This window comes from Emticicia soli, from assembly GCF_037860775.1.
GTDB classification, from domain to species: Bacteria; Bacteroidota; Bacteroidia; order Cytophagales; family Spirosomataceae; genus Emticicia; species Emticicia soli.
In genome coordinates this window covers 71554-92392 of record NZ_JBBEWC010000016.1, presented here as the reverse complement: position 1 = coordinate 92392, position 20839 = coordinate 71554, and the positions used below count along the sequence as shown (strand labels likewise).

Here is a 20839-nt window from a genome sequence, read left to right as displayed (position 1 = left end):
TTTAATGCAAACCGCAACTCTCACCGAAGACAATAAAAAAACTCAGCCACTTGCTTTTGCGATAAGTATAGCAATTTATGGTGTTTTTCTAGCAGTTCTTTTTTTTCTGAAATTAATGTACACACCTCCGGAAGAGCCTGAAGGTGTAGAGTTAAACTATGGAATTGATCTGGTAGGCTCAGGAGATATTCAGACCACAAACAAGGCAAATCCCTCTCCTAATAACTATGATGTAAAACCAGCAGCGAAAGAGGAAGAAGCGAAACCTCTAAAAGTAAAACCGGTTGTAACACCTCCACCTGTAGCAGAGAAGCCTGTAAAGGTTAAAGTAAAAGAGGCTCCTGCAAAGCCGGTTATAACATCAAAAGTTGAAAGCCCGGTAGTAGAAAAAGAAGTTGAGAAGCCTAGCAAAAAGATTGAAACAAAACCAGATGTAAAACCTTCTCCGGTAGAAACAAAAACGAAGGCTGAAACGCCTAGACCAGAAACACCAAAGCATGAACCGCCAAAGAGAACCGTGGATGATGGTTCGTTATTTAAAAAAGGCACTAAAGGTTCAAACGGTGCAAATGGCTCAAACTCTAATTCTAACGGAACGATAGGAACAAGAGATGGTATAGGAGGAAATAACAATGGTGATGGAAAGAAAGGTGAAGTAGGAGATAAGGGAGATCCAAGAGGCACACTAGATGGAAAAAGCTTATATGGTAATCCTGGTAAAGGCGGAGGTTCAGGAGCATCAATCGGTGGTTTGAGTGGTTGGAATAAAAAGAAACTTTCTCTGCCAAATGATGGTTCAAGCGAAACTGGTAAAATTGTTTTCAAGGTTACAGTCGATGATTCAGGTGATGTGGTAGGTATAAGCGTAATAGAATCAACAGTTAGCCCGGCAGTACAGAATTTCTATAAGAACTATATTCAACAAAAATTAAGTTCGGTACTAACTCCGGCAGGTACACCTCCACCACGAGCAAGTGGTACTATTACAATTAATATTCAGTCCGGCAATTAATAAAGAAGTAATACCCAAACAAGAAATTAACGAATCTTTATTAATTTTGTAATTAAACATTAAGGTGATTGTTTCAATCACCTTTTTTTATTGGTAATGACTTACGAAGAAACAATCGATTATTTATACGCAATGCTCCCTGTTTTCCATAGAGAGGGGGCTAAAGCATTTAAACCGGGTTTAAGTAATACGCTTGCTATGTGCGAGTATTTGGGTAATCCTCATAAAAAATTTAGAAGCATACATATAGCAGGTACAAATGGTAAGGGGAGTACTTCGCACTATATGGCGGCTATACTGCAGAGCGCGGGTTATAAAACCGGCCTGTACACTTCTCCTCATTTAAAAGATTATACCGAAAGATTCAGAATAGATGGTGTATCAATTGAAAAAGCGAAGGTTGTAGCATTTGTTAAAGAACATAAATTGTTTATAGAAGAGTTAAGACCCTCTTTTTTTGAGCTTAGCGTTGCAATAGCTTTCGATTTCTTTGCTAAGGAAAATGTAGATATAGCAGTTATTGAAGTTGGGCTAGGAGGTAGGCTGGATTCTACAAATATCATTATGCCAGAGCTTTCTATGATAACTAATATAGGCTTTGATCATATGGATGTTTTAGGTAATACACTTCCTAAAATAGCGACAGAGAAAGCAGGTATTATCAAACACAATATCCCTGTTGTAATTTCAGAAAGTCATCTTGAAACAAAATCAGTATTTATTCAAAAGTCCCAACAAGAAAAGGCTCCTATCTTTTTTGCAGAAGATGCATTCAGAGTGGTTGAGAATGATAAGAAGTTTTCTGATAACTTAAGTTTAACTGTAGATGTATATAAGCATGATAAGAAAATATTTGATGGACTACGGTCTCAGTTGATTGGTATCTATCAGCTTAAAAATCTGACTGGGGTTTTTCAGGCAGTATCAATTCTTAAGGAAATAGGATTTGTTATTAGTGATTCAGCCTTAGCGAAAGGCATAGAGGAGGTAGTTGCGCTTACCAGGTTAAAGGGACGTTGGCAAGTATTATATAACAAGCCACTCACCATATGTGATACAGGCCATAATGAGCATGGACTCCAGATTGCACTCAACCAGATAGATAAACTATTTGACAGCGGATACCTTAACGGAAAGAAGCATTTTATTTTAGGGTTTGTAAAGGACAAAAATGTAAAGGAGATTTTGCAATTATTCCCTAAGGATGCAAGTTTCTATTTTTGTGAAGCAAATTCGCCTCGTTCTATGCCCGCTGAGAATTTAATAAAAATAGCTGAGTCGATAGGTATTACTGGATATTCAATTCTCAGCGTTAATGATTCATTGAAAAAAGTAAGAGAAATTGCCTCTGAAAACGACTTTATCTATGTCGGCGGAAGTACATTTGTAGTGGCTGAACTAAATGAATTATAATAATAAAACATTTAATACTTTTAATAAATAAAATAAATTTTAATAAATAGGATAGTGGCAAGGCAAAAATTACCCCGGTTCATACATAATGCTCAGGCAGACAATGTAATAGAGAGAGGCAAAGAACTATATACGACAATTAAAGGCCAATGGCGCGAAAAGTATTTTAAAAATAATAACCCAATTGTATTAGAACTCGCCTGCGGAAAAGGAGAGTATTCGGTAGGATTAGCAAAGAAGTTCCCGGAGAAAAATTTTATAGGCATCGATATTAAAGGCGATAGAATTGCCCGAGGTAGTAAAAGAGCAATAGAAGCGGGCTTAAGTAATGTCGCTTTTCTTAGAACTCCGATTACTTTTTTAGAAGAGTTTTTTGAAGAAAACGAAGTAGATGAAATCTGGTTGATTCACCCGGATCCTCAACCAAGAGATAAGGAAGAGAGGAAGAGATTGACCAATGTATCATATTTAAATTTGTATAAAAAAGTATTAAAGCCAGATGGAGATTTCTTTTTTAAAACAGATAATAGTGGTTTGTTCGAGTATTCTCTAGGCACTTTTGTAGAGGCAAATTATACTATTTTGAGACATACTACAGACCTTTATAGTTCAGAATTTCTTTCAGAACACTTTGATATTGTTACACATTACGAAAAACTTTTTGTAGAGAAAGGCTTTAAAATTAACTATTTAGCTGCAAAGCCATAAAACTAAAAGGCCTATTTCAAGATTTTTTAATCCCGAAATAGGCCTTTTGCCATCTACACAAATACTATATTAGCGTAGCAAAATATTTAACGGTTCTTACTAGTTGGCTTACATAACTCATTTCGTTATCATACCAGCTAATAGTTTTTACCAATTGTTGATCGCCTACAGTAACAACTTTAGTTTGAGTTGCATCAAACAAGCTACCGAAGTTAATACCAATAATATCGCTACTTACAATTTCATCTTCGTTATAACCAAAGCTTTCGTTGCTTGCAGCTTTCATAGCAGCATTTACTTCATCAACAGTAACTTTTTTCTCAAGTACAGTTACTAATTCTGTCAAACTACCTGTAATAGTTGGAACACGTTGCGCTCCGCCATCAAGTTTACCTTTTAACTCAGGCAATACTAAACCGATAGCTTTTGCAGCACCAGTGCTATTAGGAACGATGTTAGCAGCTGCAGCTCTGGCTCTGCGTAAATCACCTTTTGGATGCGGTGCATCTAAAGTATTTTGGTCGTTAGTATAAGCGTGAACTGTTGTCATGCTACCAAGAACAATACCAAATGAATCGTTAAGCGTTTTAGCCATAGGAGCAAGGCAGTTAGTTGTACAGCTTGCACAGCTAATGATAGTCTCGCTGCCATCAAGTATTTGATGATTTACATTAAATACAATAGTTTTAAGGTCACCAGTTGCTGGAGCACTGATAATTACTCTTTTAGCTCCGGCAGTTAAGTGAGCAGCAGCTTTATCTTTATCTGTAAAGAATCCTGTACATTCTAAAACTACATCAACTTCATGTGCTCCCCAAGCAATTTCAGCTGGATTTCTTTGAGCGTAGATTTTGATTTCCTCTCCATTAACAATAATGCTATTATCTGTAGATTTTACATCTGCATCAAATCTACCTTGAGCACTGTCATATTTTAGTAAATGAGCTAGAACTGATGGACTTGTTAAATCATTAATTGCAACTACATCGATTCCGTCCATGTTATAAATTTGACGGTAGGCTAGTCTACCAATTCGGCCAAATCCATTAATAGCTACTTTTATTTTTGACATTGTATAAAAAATTGGTTTAAGTGGTACGATCATGCAAGTTAATAAGTTTTATTCATATAAGGTAACTATACTAAATATAATATAGAATAATTATATACTAAAGATTAACACACTAATATTTTTAGTATTACTAACTAAATAAAGTAGTATAATTTAGTAAATTCTACTAAAAATATTAGTTATGTAGTGGCTATATAGTCTTAGTACTCTTGTTTTTACTTATTAGTATTAGTATGATAGCAAATAACTGTTATGGTGTTATAAATACACTTGTTATAATGATGTGTTAATGAATTTAATGTCGTAAGGATGCTAATGAGTCTGTATGTTTATTCCTTTGCTAAATAGAGATCATTGGAAGGGGTAATAATAGATAAGTCTTACTAGTAATGTTACTTTAAAGAAATTTCTAATGTCAAGCCATAATAGTAGGAGGGAGAAGCTCTTGCGATTGTGAATATATTACCCTAAATTTGTTTTTAATGATTAAAAATCAGTAGATATGAACTTAAAATATCCTTAAACATATATTATAAGTCATTGACTATAAGTACATTAAATTATTTATATTAATACTTTTAATTAACAAAAAATGTCGTTAAAAACAACCATTGAAGCCGCTTGGGAAGATAGATCATTACTTAATGATCCAGCCACTAAAAATGCGATAGAAGAAATTATTAGTCAAGTGAATGATGGAGTCCTCCGGGTTGCTAGTCCAAATGAAGATGGAAGCTGGACAACTAATGACTGGGTGAAGAAAGCTATCATCTTATACTTCCCTCTTCAACAGATGAGCATTCAAGAAGTAGGAATATTTGAGTTTCATGATAAAATGAAATTGAAAACAGGATACGATAAAATTGGAGTACGTGTAGTACCTCCCGCTGTGGCCAGATATGGCTCTTATCTTGCTAAAGGAGTTATCTTAATGCCTTCATACGTTAATATAGGTGCTTATGTAGATTCAGGAACAATGGTTGATACCTGGGCTACAGTAGGTAGTTGTGCACAGATAGGTAAAGATGTTCATCTTAGTGGTGGAGTAGGCATTGGGGGTGTATTAGAGCCTGCTCAGGCCTCTCCAGTGATAATAGAAGACGGAGCATTCATTGGATCTCGTTGTATCGTTGTAGAAGGCGCTAGAATAGGCAAACGAGCTGTTCTAGGTGCAGGTGTAACAATTACCAGTAGTTCAAAGATAATCGATGTAAATACAGGCCAGGAATATACCGGCTATATACCTGATAACTCTGTTGTGATTCCTGGGATGCTTCCTAAAAAATATGCTGCCGGCGAATTTGGCGTACCATGTGCTTTAATTATTGGCCAAAGAAAAGCAAGTACAGATCTTAAGACCTCTCTTAACGATGCTTTGAGAGAAAACAATGTATCAGTATAAATACACTTGCATACAAATTCTTAAACAAAAAAGCAGAGATGTCTCTGCTTTTTTGTTTAAGTTTAAATATAACCTCAGTATCTTAGATTAGACACCTCTCAATACTTTCTGTATTTTATCTCGCACAAGGCCACTACAGAATTATTACATTACTTCTCAATACCTTTTCCTTATTTCATTTAATGAACGCTTCTATGAGCATTTAATGGCTATCCGTTCTTTGCATTAAAAAATTGACTAGGACTGTCTTTTAAATACTCCCATTAAGATTCCTTTACAGCTCTACACTTTATCCCATAATCATTAAAATTAATCATGCTTATTAAACGAAACCTTTCCAATATATTATGACACTCATTATTACGTAGGTTTATTGTATCCATTATTTAGTGATATTAAGTTATTCTTTCTATACAAGACAATATGTCACCTAATCAGAGCACTACTAAAGCTATTATAAGATAAATAGGGGATAAGTTAATATGTACAAATTTAAAAAACTCCTAGTCCAGATTTGCCTCCAGCAATTTCTAAAAAGCGCCCTTATCTTCGGATTCTCGCCTCTCAACATTGGTTACTTCACCTGAACTGATATGTTTACTTCTCTTATGGAACTCATGAGAATCGCTTGAGTGAAAAAATTCTTGGGAAGAATGAGATAGATTTAATTCTGGGAAGGGCTGTAAAATAAAAAAAGCCCTATCTAAATGAAGAAAGAGCTTTCTGACGATTGAATCCCAAATTGTTGGCATTTCTACCTACAAATTAAACCTTTACTTAAAATATCGTTTTACTGTTCTAATTGAACAATGAATTATATGTGAAAAGCACGTAAGCCGTAAGCGGTGATACAAAGTTAAATGACAAATACACTGAAATGCAAGCCACTTTTGTAAATATTTTTCATCTTTTTTGTAACAATGTTAAATCAGGTTGATTCTCTCCCGATAAGCTTTTTTTATATATATAAGATTTGCTGCTCCTCAAAAAAAACGAAACATACCTTATTCTAATTTCTAATTCCTGACTATAGATAAGTTTAAATAAAACCTCTTTAATCTTCTTTTATTATGTAATTCTTTGATAATGAGAATATTAACATTTGTATTCTATATGTAAACAACCCTGTATTTACATTAGTTGAATATATTTACAAAAGTATTTGATTTTCAATTCTAAACAATTTATATTTGTAACATATATTTATAATTGTTAATTAACATTTGAAATCACTTATTTACTTTTGTCTATATAAGTATTTACAAATATAACTGTAAACTGTTTATGAAATTAAATGAAAAAATCCGTCGATTTATAAATGACAAAGATTTAACCTCAACTAAGTTTGCTGATGAGATTGGAGTGCCTCGACCTAGTATTTCTCACATTTTATCTGACAGAAATAAGCCTAGTTTAGAGATTGTACAGAAAATTTACAAAAGATACCCTGAATTAGGGTTTGATTGGTTTTTGGAAGATGAAGAAAATGAAACTCAACTAACAGTGCAATCGCCTAATAATCAAGTCATTACAGCCCAAAAAAGACCAATTCCTGCGCCTCGAGAATTGAATGAAAAGAAAACGCCTGAGAATCCTACCGTTCAAACAAATCTCAGCGGCACTTCTTTCCCTAATTTTGGTCAAGGTAACGTTGCTCGCATCATTGTGGTTTATACTGATGGTAATACTCAAGTTTTTGAGTCTAGCGCAATATGACAATTTGTCAGTTTTTATTATAATGAATCTAAGATACTTTCTAGTGTATTTTTAGTGTCATCTTAATTTGGCCATCAAGCGAATAGAAAGACACATATAGTTTTTTGAAATGTTGAAGAATTAAAAACCAGAACTTAGGCTTTGTTGCAAACGTTAGCGCTCTTGTTAAATAACTAAATAACGTCTTTCAAATAATCAATGATCAGCAGTTAAGTTTTTGTATACTTATAGTATTTATACCGAATCAGAGTTTATGAGCCAGTTAAAAAGTTATCTATTAAAATCCTTATTCGGTATAAATACTAATTGCTTAGCCTCTCTTTCTACTATATGTGCAAAAGCGGTTGTTCAATTAATTTAACCCACTCTACTATAGTCATTCAATAGTGAACTATGGAGCAGAGTGAGCTAAATTAATGTAAACTCAAAACTTGGGTTTGCTTCCTTATCCAAAGCACTTTTCACACTACCTCTTGTCTATTACGTTTAGAGTAGTGCCAACGTTTCGAATGAATGATCTCTCCAATACAAGCTCCTATTTTAAACTAATATAACATGCTTTGTATTTTTTTTTACATTCTGTTTAAGTTATTCTATTATAAGTTATCGATTCCCATAACTCACAGTATAAGCCAAGATTTACTTTCATACTAAAGGAATAAAATCTTACGGGGGCGCACCAGCCAGAGCAGTGCTTTTATAATATATAGACGACCGCCACGTGACAGAAAAAAACTACCTACGAGCTAACTGGGTAGTACAGATGTATTAAACCTTAGAGCCCAAACAACTCAACAGGTTTTATACTATATATAATCACTAAATCCTCACCCGATAAGCAATAAAGACCAACTCCTTCAATTAAGCTCCGTCGCTCAATTTGACCACTACGATTTAAACTCTATTGAAATAGTTATCTCCAAAGGCTTTCTTCTATTATATTATATTACAGCTAATATGCAATAGCAATCTATGCTGTCCTCTTGTTTTAGATTGTAGACATACTTAGATATGTTTAATTGAGAATTAAACATCTTCTCCTTTATCAGTTAAACATAGAATCATTTATGAATCTATTTCAACTACTTACAATCTCATGCTTGAAGTTAATAGTTCCTAGTTTTATATCGCATAAGAATTAACATTCTGTCTTACTATCAAAATTTGCTTCAGTCATCTACACACAAAATTCATTTTACTATTACATAAAGTGAATCTAACCTTAAGAATTTCCCTTAGTACAATTAAACATTCATCGTTACTTTTGGTCAATATCATTTCTAAAATTTAAGACTAAAAAGAAATTCTCGTAACGAACAACATTTTAGAGTAAGTAAAATCGGTAGCCTCTTTTTAGAATGATAAACAATTCAATTAGTTCGGTAACTCCATCACCGCATCAAATTAAGAAGCATTCACAATTTTTTCAGAATGCACTACCTTAAATGTCGTCTGCATTTCTTTCTGATAAAGGCAATTTATTTTTTAATTCTTCATACAACTTCAAAGTATTTTTAAAGATTCTGACTACACTTGCAACTGGCTTCAAGAACCAACAAGAAATCACAAGGTGATGTCTCTAGTAAAGCCAAAAAGACAAGCATATTTTAAGGCACCAAACAGCCTGCGTAAGAAACTTTATACTACTAAATAGGGTAGTTGCCCATCAGACGAATAAAACGCTCAAATAAGCCATATTTAAACAATTGCAATAATAAATATACTATTAATACATATAGAAACTTATTAAACTACTTATATTACATATTATTATTTTACATATATTAAATACAATACTTTTAATATATATTTTACAATATGAATAAATATATAAAAATAAGACTTTTAAATATCAATAATATTAATCAATGATATTATATATTTATATATAATTAATACTAAAAATAAGTATATATTATATATAACTAACAATAATATTTAAATTAATGATTACATACAAACTATTAGATATTACTATTAAATAAGTATTTACTATTAGTAATAAATTTTCTTAAAGAATAAATTAATTATTACTAATATTTATATATATACTTTAAATTTTATTATGACTAATAATACTAAACATAATATTATATAAGATTAATAATTTATTATATATAAGTATTTTTTAATATATAAATACATATAAAATTATCCTGTACTTATAATAAAGTTATTATTTTTAATAAAACTTAATATTTTAATATTGTTACTACGGATGATTTGTTTTATATTGCCGCACAATATTATTAATATAACAATGACTATTAGTATAGTAAACAACAAAGGGGGAGTAGGGAAAACTACATCAACCCAGAACCTTGGTGCCGCCTTCCAGAAATTTGCTAATGCTCGAGTGCTCTTTATCGACCTTGATGGCCAGGCGAGTCTTACCAGATGTTTTGGTGTACAGGAAGCGCAAGTGGGGAAGAATCATGTAGGGAATTATCTCAGTGGTGAGCTTCCATTTGATACTGTTGTAATTCATACAGACATTGGAGATTTGCTACCAAGTTCTTCTGAGCTTAATACAAAAGAAGACTCAATCAAAGCTTCTCCTGTATTTCCCTTTAATCTTAAATTACTACTAGATAAGGTTAAAAAGAACTACGATTATATTATGGTCGATTGTCCTCCGACACTTTCAGGTATGACCAGAATCGCTTTAATTGCTTGCGATATTTATCTTGTACCTCTACAAGCTGAATTCTTAAGTTATGAGGGTCTTCGAAACTTTTTGAATTATTCTTCAGAGTTACAACTTATTAGTCCACAGACCAAATTAGGTGGTGTATTTGCTACACGCTATAATCCTAGAATTAATAAGAAACTAAGTAACGATATTATAGAAGCCACAAAACAACAATTGGGTGGGGCATTCTTTAGTACAACCATCAGAGATAATATTGCTATATCTGAAGCTCAAGCTAATGGAAAAGATATTTTTTCATATTCGCCAGATAGTAATGGTGCAATGGATTATTATCAATTAACTAAAGAGATTTTAGGTAGTATGAACAATTAATTGTTTTCTACAATCTCTGTAATTTAAAATCTTAAGAAAATGGCAAAGAATAAAAATTTCACCTTTGAGAGTTTAGTTCCAACAAAAAATACTGAACAAGCCAATACGGCTAATCAACCGGCAGCGATAGCTGCTTTACAAGACAGCGGTACATCAACAAAAGTTACATTCGATTGTCCGAATGAATTAGTTGAAACAATGAAAGATTACGGGTACTGGGAAGGTATGTCTCAGAAAGATATTATTATAGAAGCATTGGGAGTATTTTTTGAAGATAAGAAAATTAAGGAACGCCCTGAAAAAGTTAAAATGCGTAAAAAAGTAGGTAGAAAACCTAAAGCATTAAAAGCATTCCTTAATTAAGCTAAATTAAGGCTTTCCTGAGATTTGAATGAAATAAAATTTCCGGGCGCTAATACAGTATATTCAAATGTCAGCAATCATGTTTTTCGGAAAATTTAAGCTATAAAATGAGTTTCTCTGAAATCTAACTAGATTCTAACAAGCCTGAGAGATTATTAATTAAGAAACAGATAGTGGGCACTGATTTTTTAATAGCCTCGTATTTCGCAAAAGCAATTACAAAATATTTTTCAATTGCTTAGTTAAGATAAGGATAGCGGCTATATAAACATTTTATCAACAAATGTTCCACGTGGATTTTTTATTTTCCACACCTTTTTCCACTCAGAAAAAGCTTTAAATACAAGTTATATAATTTATATTATGTTAAATAGAAAAAATATAACTCCCCTTCATACAGGTAATTCATATATTATTTCCATTAAAAAGCCCCTCAGAAATATTTCTGAGGGGCTTTTTAATATTTTTCTGATACCTATTCAGTTCTCAGAAATTACTTATTTGCGTTTTGCACATTGCTCAAGAACCGAGTTAACGCTAGTTAAGCTGCTTGTAAGATCCTCTTCCAATGCTTTACCTTCTTTTTCTCTCACTGCTTTACAAGTCTCAAAATATGGTTTCGCTTCAGCGAATTTAGCACATGCTTTGTCTTCTACCGCTTTACCATTCTTTTGATATTCTTTCATATCCATTTTATCCACCTCATTTTTGATTTGTACTGCCTGGTTGAAATAATATACACCAAGGTTAAAGTTACAATCATAATTATTTGGATCAACCGCCAGTGCCTTTTTATACCACTCTAAAGCTTCTTCTTTCTTGCCACTATTATCATAAAGAATAGCCAGGTTAAGTATATTATTTACATTAGTAGGGTCTCCATCTACTAATTTTTTAAGCTCTGCGATGGCTTCTTCAGAATTACCACTTGATAACTGAACATTTACTAATGAACCTTTAAGGTCTTTATCATTAGGATTAGCCGCTATTCCTTTTTTCAAAACATCTACTGCTTGAGCTGTGTTTTTCTCTCCTTTATAGATTTCTGACAAGCTATAAAATACAGCTGGATCTTTACCTCCTTGTTCAATAAATTTGTTGAAGAAAATCTTGGCAGCATCAATATCCTGAGCCTGTTGACCTACGATACCAGCATATAATGCAGCTGTTGTATCTTTTGGACTTACTTCTGAGGCCAATCTGAATAATTTAAGTGCGTCAGCGAAGTTTTTAGAATTATAAAAACCTGCACCTTGTTGCATTAGCGCTGAATAAATTTTTTGACTGGTTAAGGCAGCTTCTATATCTTTAGTCCCCTTTCCCCCAGCCTCTACTTCTAGAGCCTTTTTATAGGTATTGTAAGCTTTTTGTGATGCTAAAGAATCTTTGCCACAGTTAATTGCCATATCTTCGTAAGCAGCGGCAAGTTTAACCCAGGTTGATGACTTTGCACCTTTCTTAGCATCTAGACTCGCCTTTTCTCCTTTTGTGATTTCATCAGTAATCGACTTACATTGAGCATCACGAAGTTGATTATCAAGTCCTTGTGCAAATACGCCCGTCGTAACCAATGATAAGACAGACACAAAAATGGTTTTTTTCATATTTTAGTTGATTTTTAAAATACTTAAACGTTTAGGGTTAGACAATATTATTTCCCGAAAAGTATGTATTTTCGGGAAATTAACAAAGGATTAACATTTTTTTTCTACGTACTCCCCTACTCTACTATCGGTTCTACCTCGGTTGATGCTTCGGTATTATCTCCAGTTCCATTTGTTTCTTCCTCTTCTTCTTCACGGATAATACGCGTAACAGAAGCGATTCCATTCGATTCGTTCATACGAATCAAACGTACTCCTTGTGTATTTCGGCCCATTACTCTTAAATCAGACACTTTGATGCGGATAGCTATTCCGTTTTTCGTGATAATCATTAAGTCGTCATCATCCGTAACTTCTTTAATAGCCACCAAAGTGCCTGTTTTATCTGTAATATTAAGTGTCTTAACACCTTTAGCACCTCTTGAGGTAATTCGGTAGTCTTCTATATCAGAACGTTTACCATAGCCTTTTTCAGATACTACAAGCAATTGCGTATCAGCTCTTGAAACACATACCATACCAATCACTTTATCTCCTTCTTCAAGACTAATACCCCTAACTCCTGTAGCTGTACGGCCCATAGGGCGTGTGCCCGACTCATGGAAACGCACTACTTTACCGTTCTTAGCGGCTATTACTATATTGTTATCTCCGTTGGTAAGTGCTACGTCTAAAAGGTTGTCTCCTTCGTTGATATTAATAGCTATGATACCTCCCTGACGTGGACGAGAATAAGCTTCTAAGAGAGTTTTCTTTACAGTACCATCTTCTGTACACATTACTATATAATTGTTATTGATATAGTCTTCGTCAGTAAGCGTAGTTACATTTAAAACCGCTTGTATTTTATCGTCAGACTCAATGTTGATTAAGTTCTGAATAGCACGTCCTTTTGCAGTTTTGCTTCCTTCAGGGATTTCAAATACTCTCAACCAATAAAGCTTTCCTTTTTTTGTAAAGAACAATAGGTAGTTATGGTTCGTAGCTGCAAATAAATGTTCCGTATAATCTTCGTCCTTGGTTTTGACTCCTCTAGAACCTGTACCTCCTCTTCCTTGTGTTCTGTATTCTTGTAAAGCCGTACGTTTGATATAACCTTGATGCGAAATAGTAACAAGCATTTCGTCATCAGGAATCATATCTTCTATACTGAATTCTCCGGCAGCCATTTCAATTTTCGAACGTCTTTCATCACCATAACGAGCTTTTAATTCAGCCAACTCATCTTTGATGATTGTGCGCTTTCTTTCTTCAGAAGCTAAAATGGAACGCAAATCATCAATAAGATTTTTGATTTCTTCAAACTCAGCATTTATCTTATCTCTCTCTAAGCCTACCAAACGTTGCAAACGCATATCCAGGATAGCTTTTGCCTGTATTTCGCTTAGAATGTTTCCGTTTTCTGATTCAGCTATAAAGGCATCTGCTATCTGAAGACGTTTTAAACCAACTGTTAAAAACTCTTCTTTCTCTTTAGCAGTCATGAAATCTCCCTGCATCAAACCACTTCTTGCTTCATCAGCATCTTTCGATCTACGGATGAGTGTAATAACTGCATCTATATAGTCAAGCGCAATTAATAGACCTATTAAGATATGGGCCCTTTTCTCTGCTTCCTTGAGATCAAATAGTGTACGTCTTGTAACGATTTCCAGGCGGTGCTCTACATAGTAACGAATCATATCTTTCAGGTTCAACGTTACCGGGCGTCCTTTTACAAGCGCTACGTTGTTAATACTGAAAGAAGATTGAAGCTGTGTATACTTATACAGATTATTTAATACAACATTTGGCACAGCGTCTTTACGTAGGTCATATACGATACGCATACCTTCTCTGTCTGACTCATCTCTGATATCCGAAATCCCTTCGATTTTCTTCTCGTTAATCAACTGGGCTGTTTTTTCAATCATCATGGCCTTATTAACCATATAAGGGATTTCCGTAACAACAATCTGGTCTTTACCAGTTTTTGATACTTCAAAATTAGCTACCGAACGAAGAACTATACGCCCTCTACCTGTTTCAAATGCCGATTTTACACCACTATAACCATAGATGATTGCTCCCGTAGGAAAATCAGGAGCTTTGACATACTGCATTAGATCTTCTACAGTAATCTCCTGGTTATCTATATATGCCGTAATACCATCTACTACTTCTGATAGGTTATGTGGAGCCATATTAGTAGCCATACCAACAGCAATACCGGCAGAACCATTAAGTAATAAATTAGGTATTTTTCCGGGCATTACTGAGGGTTCTTCTAGGGAGTCATCAAAGTTTGGCTGGAAATCAACAGTTTCTTTATTAATATCAGACAATAACTCTTCAGCTATACGTTTCAAACGTGCCTCTGTATAACGCATTGCCGCAGGTGAATCTCCATCTATTGAGCCAAAGTTACCCTGGCCATCTACCAGTGTGTAGCGAAGCGACCATTCCTGAGCCATACGTACCATGGTATCGTATACTGATGCATCTCCATGAGGGTGGTATTTACCAAGCACCTCTCCTACTATACGAGCTGATTTTTTATAAGGGCGATTGTGATACACGCCAAGTTCTGCCATACCGTACAATACACGGCGGTGAACGGGTTTCAGTCCATCTCTAACATCAGGTAGAGCACGTGAAATAATAACAGACATTGAGTAATCAATGTATGCGCCACGCATTTCGTCTTCGATGTTGATTGGGATAATTGTGCCGTTGTTGGAAGATTCTGGGATTAGATTTTCTGTTTCCTCAGCCATTAGCCTTAAAATTTACTTTTTTTTAGAAGGATAAATATAATTATTTAACTATATCGTTGCACTATTTTTAATAGTAGTTATACAAAAATAATAAATTTATAATAGACTAACAAGGGTTTTGAACATTAATATCTTAAAAGCAGTGGCGTATAATTATTTTTATACGAAATGTATTTTTAAAAAGTAAAATACATTTTATAAGACAATACATAAAAATAATATTAAGAATATACCCCAATAAAAAAGGCTTAAGAGTCAGCTCCTAAAAATTAAGATACTGAGTCCTAAGCCAAATTTTGTTTTTATCGAAGTTTATCTTCTCCAGTACCCTCTTCTGTATGCGTATCCTCTCGATGTTTTTACATATCTACTAGGTACCCATACTTTTCTATAGCGAGGTGCTGGCTTGTAATATCCGTTTCGCCAGGTATAAACGCCTCCTCTGGAAGTATAATACCCAGGAATCCAGACATAATCAGGACGCGGCGGTGCAGGTACTGTCTCAACTACCGCTACAGGCGGTGGCGTAGTAACAATCTCGCCTGAGCAACTGGCTAATCCTATCGGAATTAATATTCCGAACAGGAATATTTTTTTAATCTTTTCCATGTCTTTCATTTATTTTGACCTGGCACTTCAGTACACAAATCAATTATAATATATGCTTTACTGGTCGTCAGAGTCTGAATCATCTTCCAATAAATCGCTATTTGTCTCTTCCAAATCAGAATGATTATCTCCGCCTAAACTATAGTAGTTATTCTCCTCGTCCTCCATTCCTATCTCTTCGGCTTCATCATCATACTCAGAGCCGGGTATATCTAAGTCTTCTCCGGTACTCCGGTGAGCATAATCACCCTCATTCCATTCATCCCCTTTTTTATCATTTGGCTCCTTCGAGGTACTTACATCTTCGGGATTAACATTGTCTTCTTTAATACCTTTGCTATAAATATCTTCTGAAGCAGGATATAAAGGATAGCCAGGAAATTCAGCTTCGGCTTCTTCTTTCTTTCTCCCTTTGGGGTTTCGACTAGTTTCCATAGTATTGTGCTTTTAAGTGTAATTTATTACAATAAAAGAATTAAGAGTAGAATAACGATCAAAGCCCCGGCTGATATATATACGCCGCCACCAAGCTGAGCCATTTGTGTTTTAAGAGTTCTTACCTCTTTACGTAATTGTCGTTTTTCTTTTGATGTCATTTCTGACTTATCCATTGCTTTAATCTCTTCTAGCCTTGCCATAATAGCTTTAGCTTCTGCAGACTCAACTTTTTCTTTCTCTGCAATTTTGGCTGGGGCTTCTGTAGCGGTTGTTGGATTAGCAGCACTTACATTAATACTCATAAATAGAGCTAAAACAAAGGCTGCAAGCGGAAAACAGATGTTCTTTTTCATGGTTTAAAAATATTTAAGTTATTATGGATATTAATTATTTACTAGGTGATAGCAATTTTATTTTTGCTCTATAAGCATTCTGTTAAACCTACACCTACAGGCAAAAAAAATGAGCCATAGGCCCAAAATAGATTTTATTGATTTTTAGAATAAATAATGTAGAACAAATTACCCAAAATAAATAAGATTCTTATACAAAACTGAGAAAGGATAAATGTGGCCTCTTGGATAGAGGCCATTTGTAGTAAAGCCAAAAACTATTTCAATAAATCAGGTCGGCGTTGTTGTGTACGCTTAATAGATTGCTCCAGACGCCAATCGTTTATTTTTTTCTCATGGCCTGACAGTAAAACTTCCGGTACTGTTAAACCTTCAAAATCGGCTGGGCGAGTATAAACCGGCGGTGCCAACAAATTATCCTGAAACGAATCTGTTAAAGCTGATGTTTCATCGTTCAATACTCCTGGAATTAACCTTATAATAGCATCAGAAACAACGGCTGCGGGTAGTTCTCCGCCTGATAATACATAATCGCCAATTGAAATTTCTTTTGTAATAAAATGCTCTCTTACTCGCTCATCGATGCCCTTATAATGTCCACATAATATTATCAGATTTCTGGTCATCGACAAACGATTAGCTGTCTTCTGTTCGAACACATCGCCATCGGGTGTCATATAAATGATTTCATCGTAATTTCTGAACGACTGCAAATAACGAATACATTTAGCAATTGGCTCAATACCCAATACCATTCCTGCACCTCCACCAAAAGCATAGTCATCAACCTGGCGGTGTTTATTTTCAGAATAGTCTCTAAGGTCATGAATAACAACCTCTGCAAGACCAGCATCTTTCGCTCGTTTCAGAATTGAATGGTCGAAATAGCTATCTAATAAACGAGGCACGCATGAAATAATATCTATACGAATCCCATTTTCGCTCAATTGCTCGGTATTTATTTGTGTATCTATTGCCATTTTACTTACATAGATTCAGAGTCATCGGCATCATCTGGTTCTTGCGAAGTATTCTCTTCCAAGTACACTTCTAACAAGCCATTTGGCAGATGCGTATAAAGTTCTTTTTTCTCTCTATTTACAGTCTTTACAATGTCATCATCAATCGGAATCAATATCTCTTTTCCTTCATATTGCATTGCAATCAGGTCTTGTCTCTCAGATGTATAAACAGCCAGTACTTTCCCCAATTTACCTTTTTCTTCATCTATCACATCAAAATCAATAATTTCATGGTAATAGAACTGGTCGTCGTCTTCTAGCTCCGGTAAATTATCGTCTGGAAGATAAATATCACAATTTACCAGTTTCTGAGCTTCTTCAATAGTATCAATATCTTCAAACTTTATAATAGACTTATTAGGTCTAATCTGTATCTCTTCTACAAAATGAGGAACCAGCTGTCCTTTTACTTCTAATAGCACAGAATCTAGCTCTTCATAATCTTCCGGATAATCAACATCCAGCCAGATAGCCAATTCTCCCTTAAGACCGTGGGTCTTGGTTATTTTTCCCAATAGGTAACAATCCTCTTTATTCATAGCTTTATTTGTTTCAATATAAAAATCCTCGCTTTTGGGGCGAGGATTTTTTATTGTTCCATTTAGATTATTAATCCAAACACTTAGGTCTTGATTATGCTTCTGCTGTTTCTTCTGTAGATTCTGCTGCTGGAGCTTCTTCAGTTGGCGCCTCTGCTGCTGCAGCCGCGGCAGCTGCCTCAGCTTCTGCTTTTTGTTTAGCAGCTTCCATATCAGTACGTTTTTTACGCTCTACTTCAAATGCTGCTTTCTTGATAGCATCTTTACCTTCTGTAAGCTTAGCAATTCTAGACTCACGTTTTTCTTGTTTGTCTTTCGACCATGACTCGAAACGTGCATCTGCTACTTCTTGCGTAATAGCACCTTTGTCAACACCAATTTGTAAGTGTTTTTTAAACAATATACCTTTTACAGACAAAATTTTGCGAGTTGTATCTGTTGGTTCAGCACCAACCATTAACCAATACAAAGCTCTTTCGTCTTTTAAAGTAATACCCGCCGGGGTAGATTGAGGATTATACTGACCCAATTTCTCAATAAACTTACCATCACGTGGTGAGCGAGCGTCAGCTACCACTATATCGTATAATGGTGCTTTCTTACGTCCTCTTTTTGCTAATCTGATTTTAACTGCCATTGTTTTTGTTTTTTAATGGGGAACCCGTCCCCTTTCCGCATTTTTTGGGATTGCAAAATTATAAAAAAACCTCATGAAATCAAACTTTCACGAGGTTTTTTATAAAATAATATGTATTTAGGCACACAAATGGATATGTATGCTAGCTATCAAAAAAATATAAATAAGAAGAAGCAAGCCTATAAGCCGAATTCTGTCTCTTAATGCTTATCCCGAAAGATATGCATCAAGGTCTTATCATTTATCTGGAACAATAGTCGCCTATTATTTCTATCAATCTACCCTCCGACTCAAGCGAGCAGCCTTTTAAACAATCATAAGATTGCTTTTGTCGGTTTATTTGATCTTTCAGTTCATGAGGTTTACCATGCCTTGTTTGTCACCAAACAAGCGGTAGTCTCTTACTCTACCTTTTCACCCTTACCCTAAGGCGGTATATTTTCTGTGGCACTGGCTGTAGATAATCAATCTCTTAATTATCCCCTACCCGTTAGGTAGCATGACGCTCTGCACTGTTCGGACTTTCCTCAACTTCATCGGGTTTCCCCTTAAAGCAGCGATAAGACAGCTTACTTTTTCTTGTCACAAAAATAGGCACTACCTATTTATGATGCAACACTTTTTAACAATACTACCACTTAATAATTTTTATACTGATTAAACGGATACGATTAAAACTTCGCTAAGCAATAAGTATTTAATTATTATACGAATATCACAGGCCATCAACTTTCAAATCAACTTTACCTTTGGCTAGTACAACAGCCACTAGGCTTGATGGAGTAAGGTAAACTTTATCCGGCAAAATGCTTTCGATCTTTCCACTCAGCTTTACTCCTTTTCTGTATTCGCTATTCATTGCAGCTTCAACATTTTGTTTGGCATAGCCTAATAGTTCATCTACCGGTAGGCCATACTCTTCTTCCATCATCTTCACCATTTTACCTTCCAGAAGCCAAGCTGCTGCTTTGGCCAGAATATTCTTTGTCTTTATATCAAACTGTGTATTACTTAAAACAATACTTTTTCTGGCCGGACTATACACCGGAATACCTTTGATAAAAATTGTTCCTTTCAGACTTCCTTTGATACCGGCTTTAATCACAAGAAATTCATTACTCCCATAAATATCTAAATCTGTAATTTCGATTTTATATTTACCATCTCTGAAATCATAGGTCTGGCCTATAAACATTTTTTTTGCAACCGCAGCAGCTTCAACAAATGGCACATCACTCATTAAGCCCACCTGAAAATCATTCGGAATAGAAGATACTAGTTTAAGGTTAGGCACAGTATTTACAGCCAAAGGCGCTAATGGTTTCTCGCCTGTAATGGTTTCTGTATAACCTTTAAGGCCCAAAACAGATTTTACGTTTCTACCAACTGTAACCAGCGGAGTCATATAAATCTCTAATGGCGTAATCTTCACCCAGGTTCTATATTCTTCCGAAACAAGGTAAGGTTGCAAGGCTGCATTCCATGCCTGTACTACGTAGGGTTTTATGGTAAGGTTCTTTGCTACTGCATCATCTATCGACTTCGCAAATCGGGCATGGTTATTATCAATAATTTTACCTACAATAAAATCAAGCGGAACATCAAAGCCTATATTCACTTTTGGTTTTGTTATCCACTCATATCCGTTAGGTGTAGTGAAGGTTTGTACGACCCAGTCTTGTCGGATAGTAAATCGGGTTGAGAATTTCAAATTCATCTCAAACTCTACCGGAACATACTTCATAATCCCAAAGGCACCTATTCCTTTTTCAGCCCATACTTTAATAGGCACTGTAAAGTCGAATACATCGTTGGTAGCTGCAGTGATTATAATATTTGATTTTTTCCAGACCTTACATTTAAAATTATCGTTTCCTTCGTCTGTATAACTGTTGTCTTCGTATATAAGTCCCGTTATAGACGCATTGATTTGCCTTTCGATATCATTCATCGAAATATCAAAAGGAATACTGATATTTGAAAAGACTTTTTGCACCTTAACTGAATCTTGTAAATACTTTTCTTCCGGGCCTTCCGGATTTGCTTTCTGAGCACTAAGTTTTAAAATCGGACAAATAGATGTAATTATAAATAACCCAACAGAGATTGTGAACTTTTTCATCAGGATTGTTAATTGTGAATCTTGTGCAAAACGCACAAAGCAAGAAAA

General features: G+C 34.7%; 17 protein-coding genes and 1 other RNA gene. 7 read left to right on the top strand and 11 right to left on the bottom strand.

Annotated elements, in window-relative coordinates; all coding sequences use genetic code 11:
* The first annotated feature begins 4 nt into the window (after window positions 1–4).
* The 3 genes from WAE64_RS21995 to trmB all read left to right on the top strand — a co-directional run bounded on the left by WAE64_RS21995 (window position 5) and on the right by trmB (window position 3133).
* Complete coding sequence (locus tag WAE64_RS21995) at window positions 5–1012, top strand: cell envelope integrity TolA family protein (protein WP_340239939.1); 1008 nt, start codon at window positions 5–7, stop codon at window positions 1010–1012.
* A gap of 96 nt (window positions 1013–1108) precedes the next feature.
* A complete protein-coding gene (locus tag WAE64_RS21990) occupies window positions 1109–2425 on the top strand; it encodes a bifunctional folylpolyglutamate synthase/dihydrofolate synthase (RefSeq protein ID WP_340239938.1) in 1317 nt (438 codons plus the stop codon).
* Between the two features lie 54 nt (window positions 2426–2479).
* Window positions 2480–3133, top strand: a complete 654-nt coding sequence (gene trmB / locus WAE64_RS21985) for a tRNA (guanosine(46)-N7)-methyltransferase TrmB (protein ID WP_340239937.1) — start codon at window positions 2480–2482, stop codon at window positions 3131–3133.
* Window positions 3134–3197: 64 nt separating this feature from the next.
* On the opposite strand, the gene gap is transcribed toward trmB, so the two are convergent.
* Entirely contained in the window at window positions 3198–4205 is a 1008-nt protein-coding gene (gap, locus tag WAE64_RS21980) for a type I glyceraldehyde-3-phosphate dehydrogenase (protein WP_340239936.1), read from the bottom strand.
* A gap of 592 nt (window positions 4206–4797) precedes the next feature.
* On the opposite strand from gap, the gene WAE64_RS21975 reads away from it, so the two are divergent.
* The 4 genes from WAE64_RS21975 to WAE64_RS21960 all read left to right on the top strand — a co-directional run bounded on the left by WAE64_RS21975 (window position 4798) and on the right by WAE64_RS21960 (window position 10711).
* The gene (locus tag WAE64_RS21975; RefSeq protein WP_340239935.1) at window positions 4798–5607 is read left to right on the top strand and encodes a 2,3,4,5-tetrahydropyridine-2,6-dicarboxylate N-succinyltransferase; all 810 of its coding nucleotides are present in this window, start codon (window positions 4798–4800) and stop codon (window positions 5605–5607) included.
* A 1284-nt stretch (window positions 5608–6891) separates the two neighbouring features.
* On the top strand, window positions 6892–7323 hold the full coding sequence (locus WAE64_RS21970; protein WP_340239934.1) for a helix-turn-helix transcriptional regulator: 432 nt from the start codon (window positions 6892–6894) through the stop codon (window positions 7321–7323).
* 2260 nt (window positions 7324–9583) lie between these two features.
* On the top strand, window positions 9584–10348 hold the full coding sequence (locus WAE64_RS21965) for a ParA family protein (protein WP_340239933.1): 765 nt from the start codon (window positions 9584–9586) through the stop codon (window positions 10346–10348).
* Window positions 10349–10387: 39 nt separating this feature from the next.
* The gene (locus tag WAE64_RS21960; RefSeq protein ID WP_340239932.1) at window positions 10388–10711 is read left to right on the top strand and encodes a hypothetical protein; all 324 of its coding nucleotides are present in this window, start codon (window positions 10388–10390) and stop codon (window positions 10709–10711) included.
* Window positions 10712–11208: 497 nt separating this feature from the next.
* Here the strand turns inward: WAE64_RS21960 and WAE64_RS21955 are convergent, their stop codons facing one another.
* The 10 genes from WAE64_RS21955 to WAE64_RS21910 all read right to left on the bottom strand — a co-directional run bounded on the left by WAE64_RS21955 (window position 11209) and on the right by WAE64_RS21910 (window position 20791).
* The gene (locus tag WAE64_RS21955) at window positions 11209–12315 is read right to left on the bottom strand and encodes a tetratricopeptide repeat protein (RefSeq protein ID WP_340239931.1); all 1107 of its coding nucleotides are present in this window, start codon (window positions 12313–12315) and stop codon (window positions 11209–11211) included.
* Window positions 12316–12431: 116 nt separating this feature from the next.
* Window positions 12432–15071 (bottom strand): DNA gyrase subunit A, encoded by a 2640-nt coding sequence (gene gyrA, locus WAE64_RS21950; RefSeq protein ID WP_340239930.1) that lies wholly within the window; start codon window positions 15069–15071, stop codon window positions 12432–12434.
* Between the two features lie 312 nt (window positions 15072–15383).
* Window positions 15384–15680, bottom strand: coding sequence for a hypothetical protein (locus WAE64_RS21945; protein ID WP_340239929.1), 297 nt, complete (start codon window positions 15678–15680; stop codon window positions 15384–15386).
* Between the two features lie 57 nt (window positions 15681–15737).
* Window positions 15738–16115, bottom strand: coding sequence for a hypothetical protein (locus tag WAE64_RS21940; protein ID WP_340239928.1), 378 nt, complete (start codon window positions 16113–16115; stop codon window positions 15738–15740).
* A 26-nt stretch (window positions 16116–16141) separates the two neighbouring features.
* Window positions 16142–16471, bottom strand: a complete 330-nt coding sequence (locus tag WAE64_RS21935) for a hypothetical protein (RefSeq protein ID WP_340239927.1) — start codon at window positions 16469–16471, stop codon at window positions 16142–16144.
* A 257-nt stretch (window positions 16472–16728) separates the two neighbouring features.
* Window positions 16729–17403, bottom strand: coding sequence for a tRNA (guanosine(37)-N1)-methyltransferase TrmD (trmD, locus tag WAE64_RS21930; protein ID WP_340239951.1), 675 nt, complete (start codon window positions 17401–17403; stop codon window positions 16729–16731).
* A 53-nt stretch (window positions 17404–17456) separates the two neighbouring features.
* A complete protein-coding gene (rimM, locus tag WAE64_RS21925; protein WP_340239926.1) occupies window positions 17457–18032 on the bottom strand; it encodes a ribosome maturation factor RimM in 576 nt (191 codons plus the stop codon).
* Between the two features lie 94 nt (window positions 18033–18126).
* Window positions 18127–18669, bottom strand: a complete 543-nt coding sequence (locus tag WAE64_RS21920; protein WP_340239925.1) for a 30S ribosomal protein S16 — start codon at window positions 18667–18669, stop codon at window positions 18127–18129.
* 166 nt (window positions 18670–18835) lie between these two features.
* An RNA gene (rnpB, locus tag WAE64_RS21915) (RNase P RNA component class A) lies at window positions 18836–19245 on the bottom strand.
* A gap of 139 nt (window positions 19246–19384) precedes the next feature.
* Window positions 19385–20791, bottom strand: a complete 1407-nt coding sequence (locus WAE64_RS21910; protein WP_340239924.1) for a DUF4403 family protein — start codon at window positions 20789–20791, stop codon at window positions 19385–19387.
* Window positions 20792–20839: the final 48 nt, after the last annotated feature.

Bases quoted from the DNA above. Each gene is read 5' to 3' on its own strand.
- WAE64_RS21995 (WP_340239939.1), top strand. From the start codon at position 5: ATGCAAACCGCAACTCTCACCGAAGACAATAAAAAAACTCAGCCACTT.
- WAE64_RS21990 (WP_340239938.1), top strand. From the start codon at position 1,109: ATGACTTACGAAGAAACAATCGATTATTTATACGCAATGCTCCCTGTT.
- WAE64_RS21935 (WP_340239927.1), bottom strand. From the start codon at position 16,471: ATGAAAAAGAACATCTGTTTTCCGCTTGCAGCCTTTGTTTTAGCTCTA.
- gap (WP_340239936.1), bottom strand. From the start codon at position 4,205: ATGTCAAAAATAAAAGTAGCTATTAATGGATTTGGCCGAATTGGTAGA.
- WAE64_RS21955 (WP_340239931.1), bottom strand. From the start codon at position 12,315: ATGAAAAAAACCATTTTTGTGTCTGTCTTATCATTGGTTACGACGGGC.
- WAE64_RS21970 (WP_340239934.1), top strand. From the start codon at position 6,892: ATGAAATTAAATGAAAAAATCCGTCGATTTATAAATGACAAAGATTTA.
- WAE64_RS21965 (WP_340239933.1), top strand. From the start codon at position 9,584: ATGACTATTAGTATAGTAAACAACAAAGGGGGAGTAGGGAAAACTACA.
- WAE64_RS21975 (WP_340239935.1), top strand. From the start codon at position 4,798: ATGTCGTTAAAAACAACCATTGAAGCCGCTTGGGAAGATAGATCATTA.
- gyrA (WP_340239930.1), bottom strand. From the start codon at position 15,071: ATGGCTGAGGAAACAGAAAATCTAATCCCAGAATCTTCCAACAACGGC.
- WAE64_RS21940 (WP_340239928.1), bottom strand. From the start codon at position 16,115: ATGGAAACTAGTCGAAACCCCAAAGGGAGAAAGAAAGAAGAAGCCGAA.
- rimM (WP_340239926.1), bottom strand. From the start codon at position 18,032: ATGAATAAAGAGGATTGTTACCTATTGGGAAAAATAACCAAGACCCAC.
- WAE64_RS21960 (WP_340239932.1), top strand. From the start codon at position 10,388: ATGGCAAAGAATAAAAATTTCACCTTTGAGAGTTTAGTTCCAACAAAA.
- WAE64_RS21920 (WP_340239925.1), bottom strand. From the start codon at position 18,669: ATGGCAGTTAAAATCAGATTAGCAAAAAGAGGACGTAAGAAAGCACCA.
- WAE64_RS21945 (WP_340239929.1), bottom strand. From the start codon at position 15,680: ATGGAAAAGATTAAAAAAATATTCCTGTTCGGAATATTAATTCCGATA.
- WAE64_RS21910 (WP_340239924.1), bottom strand. From the start codon at position 20,791: ATGAAAAAGTTCACAATCTCTGTTGGGTTATTTATAATTACATCTATT.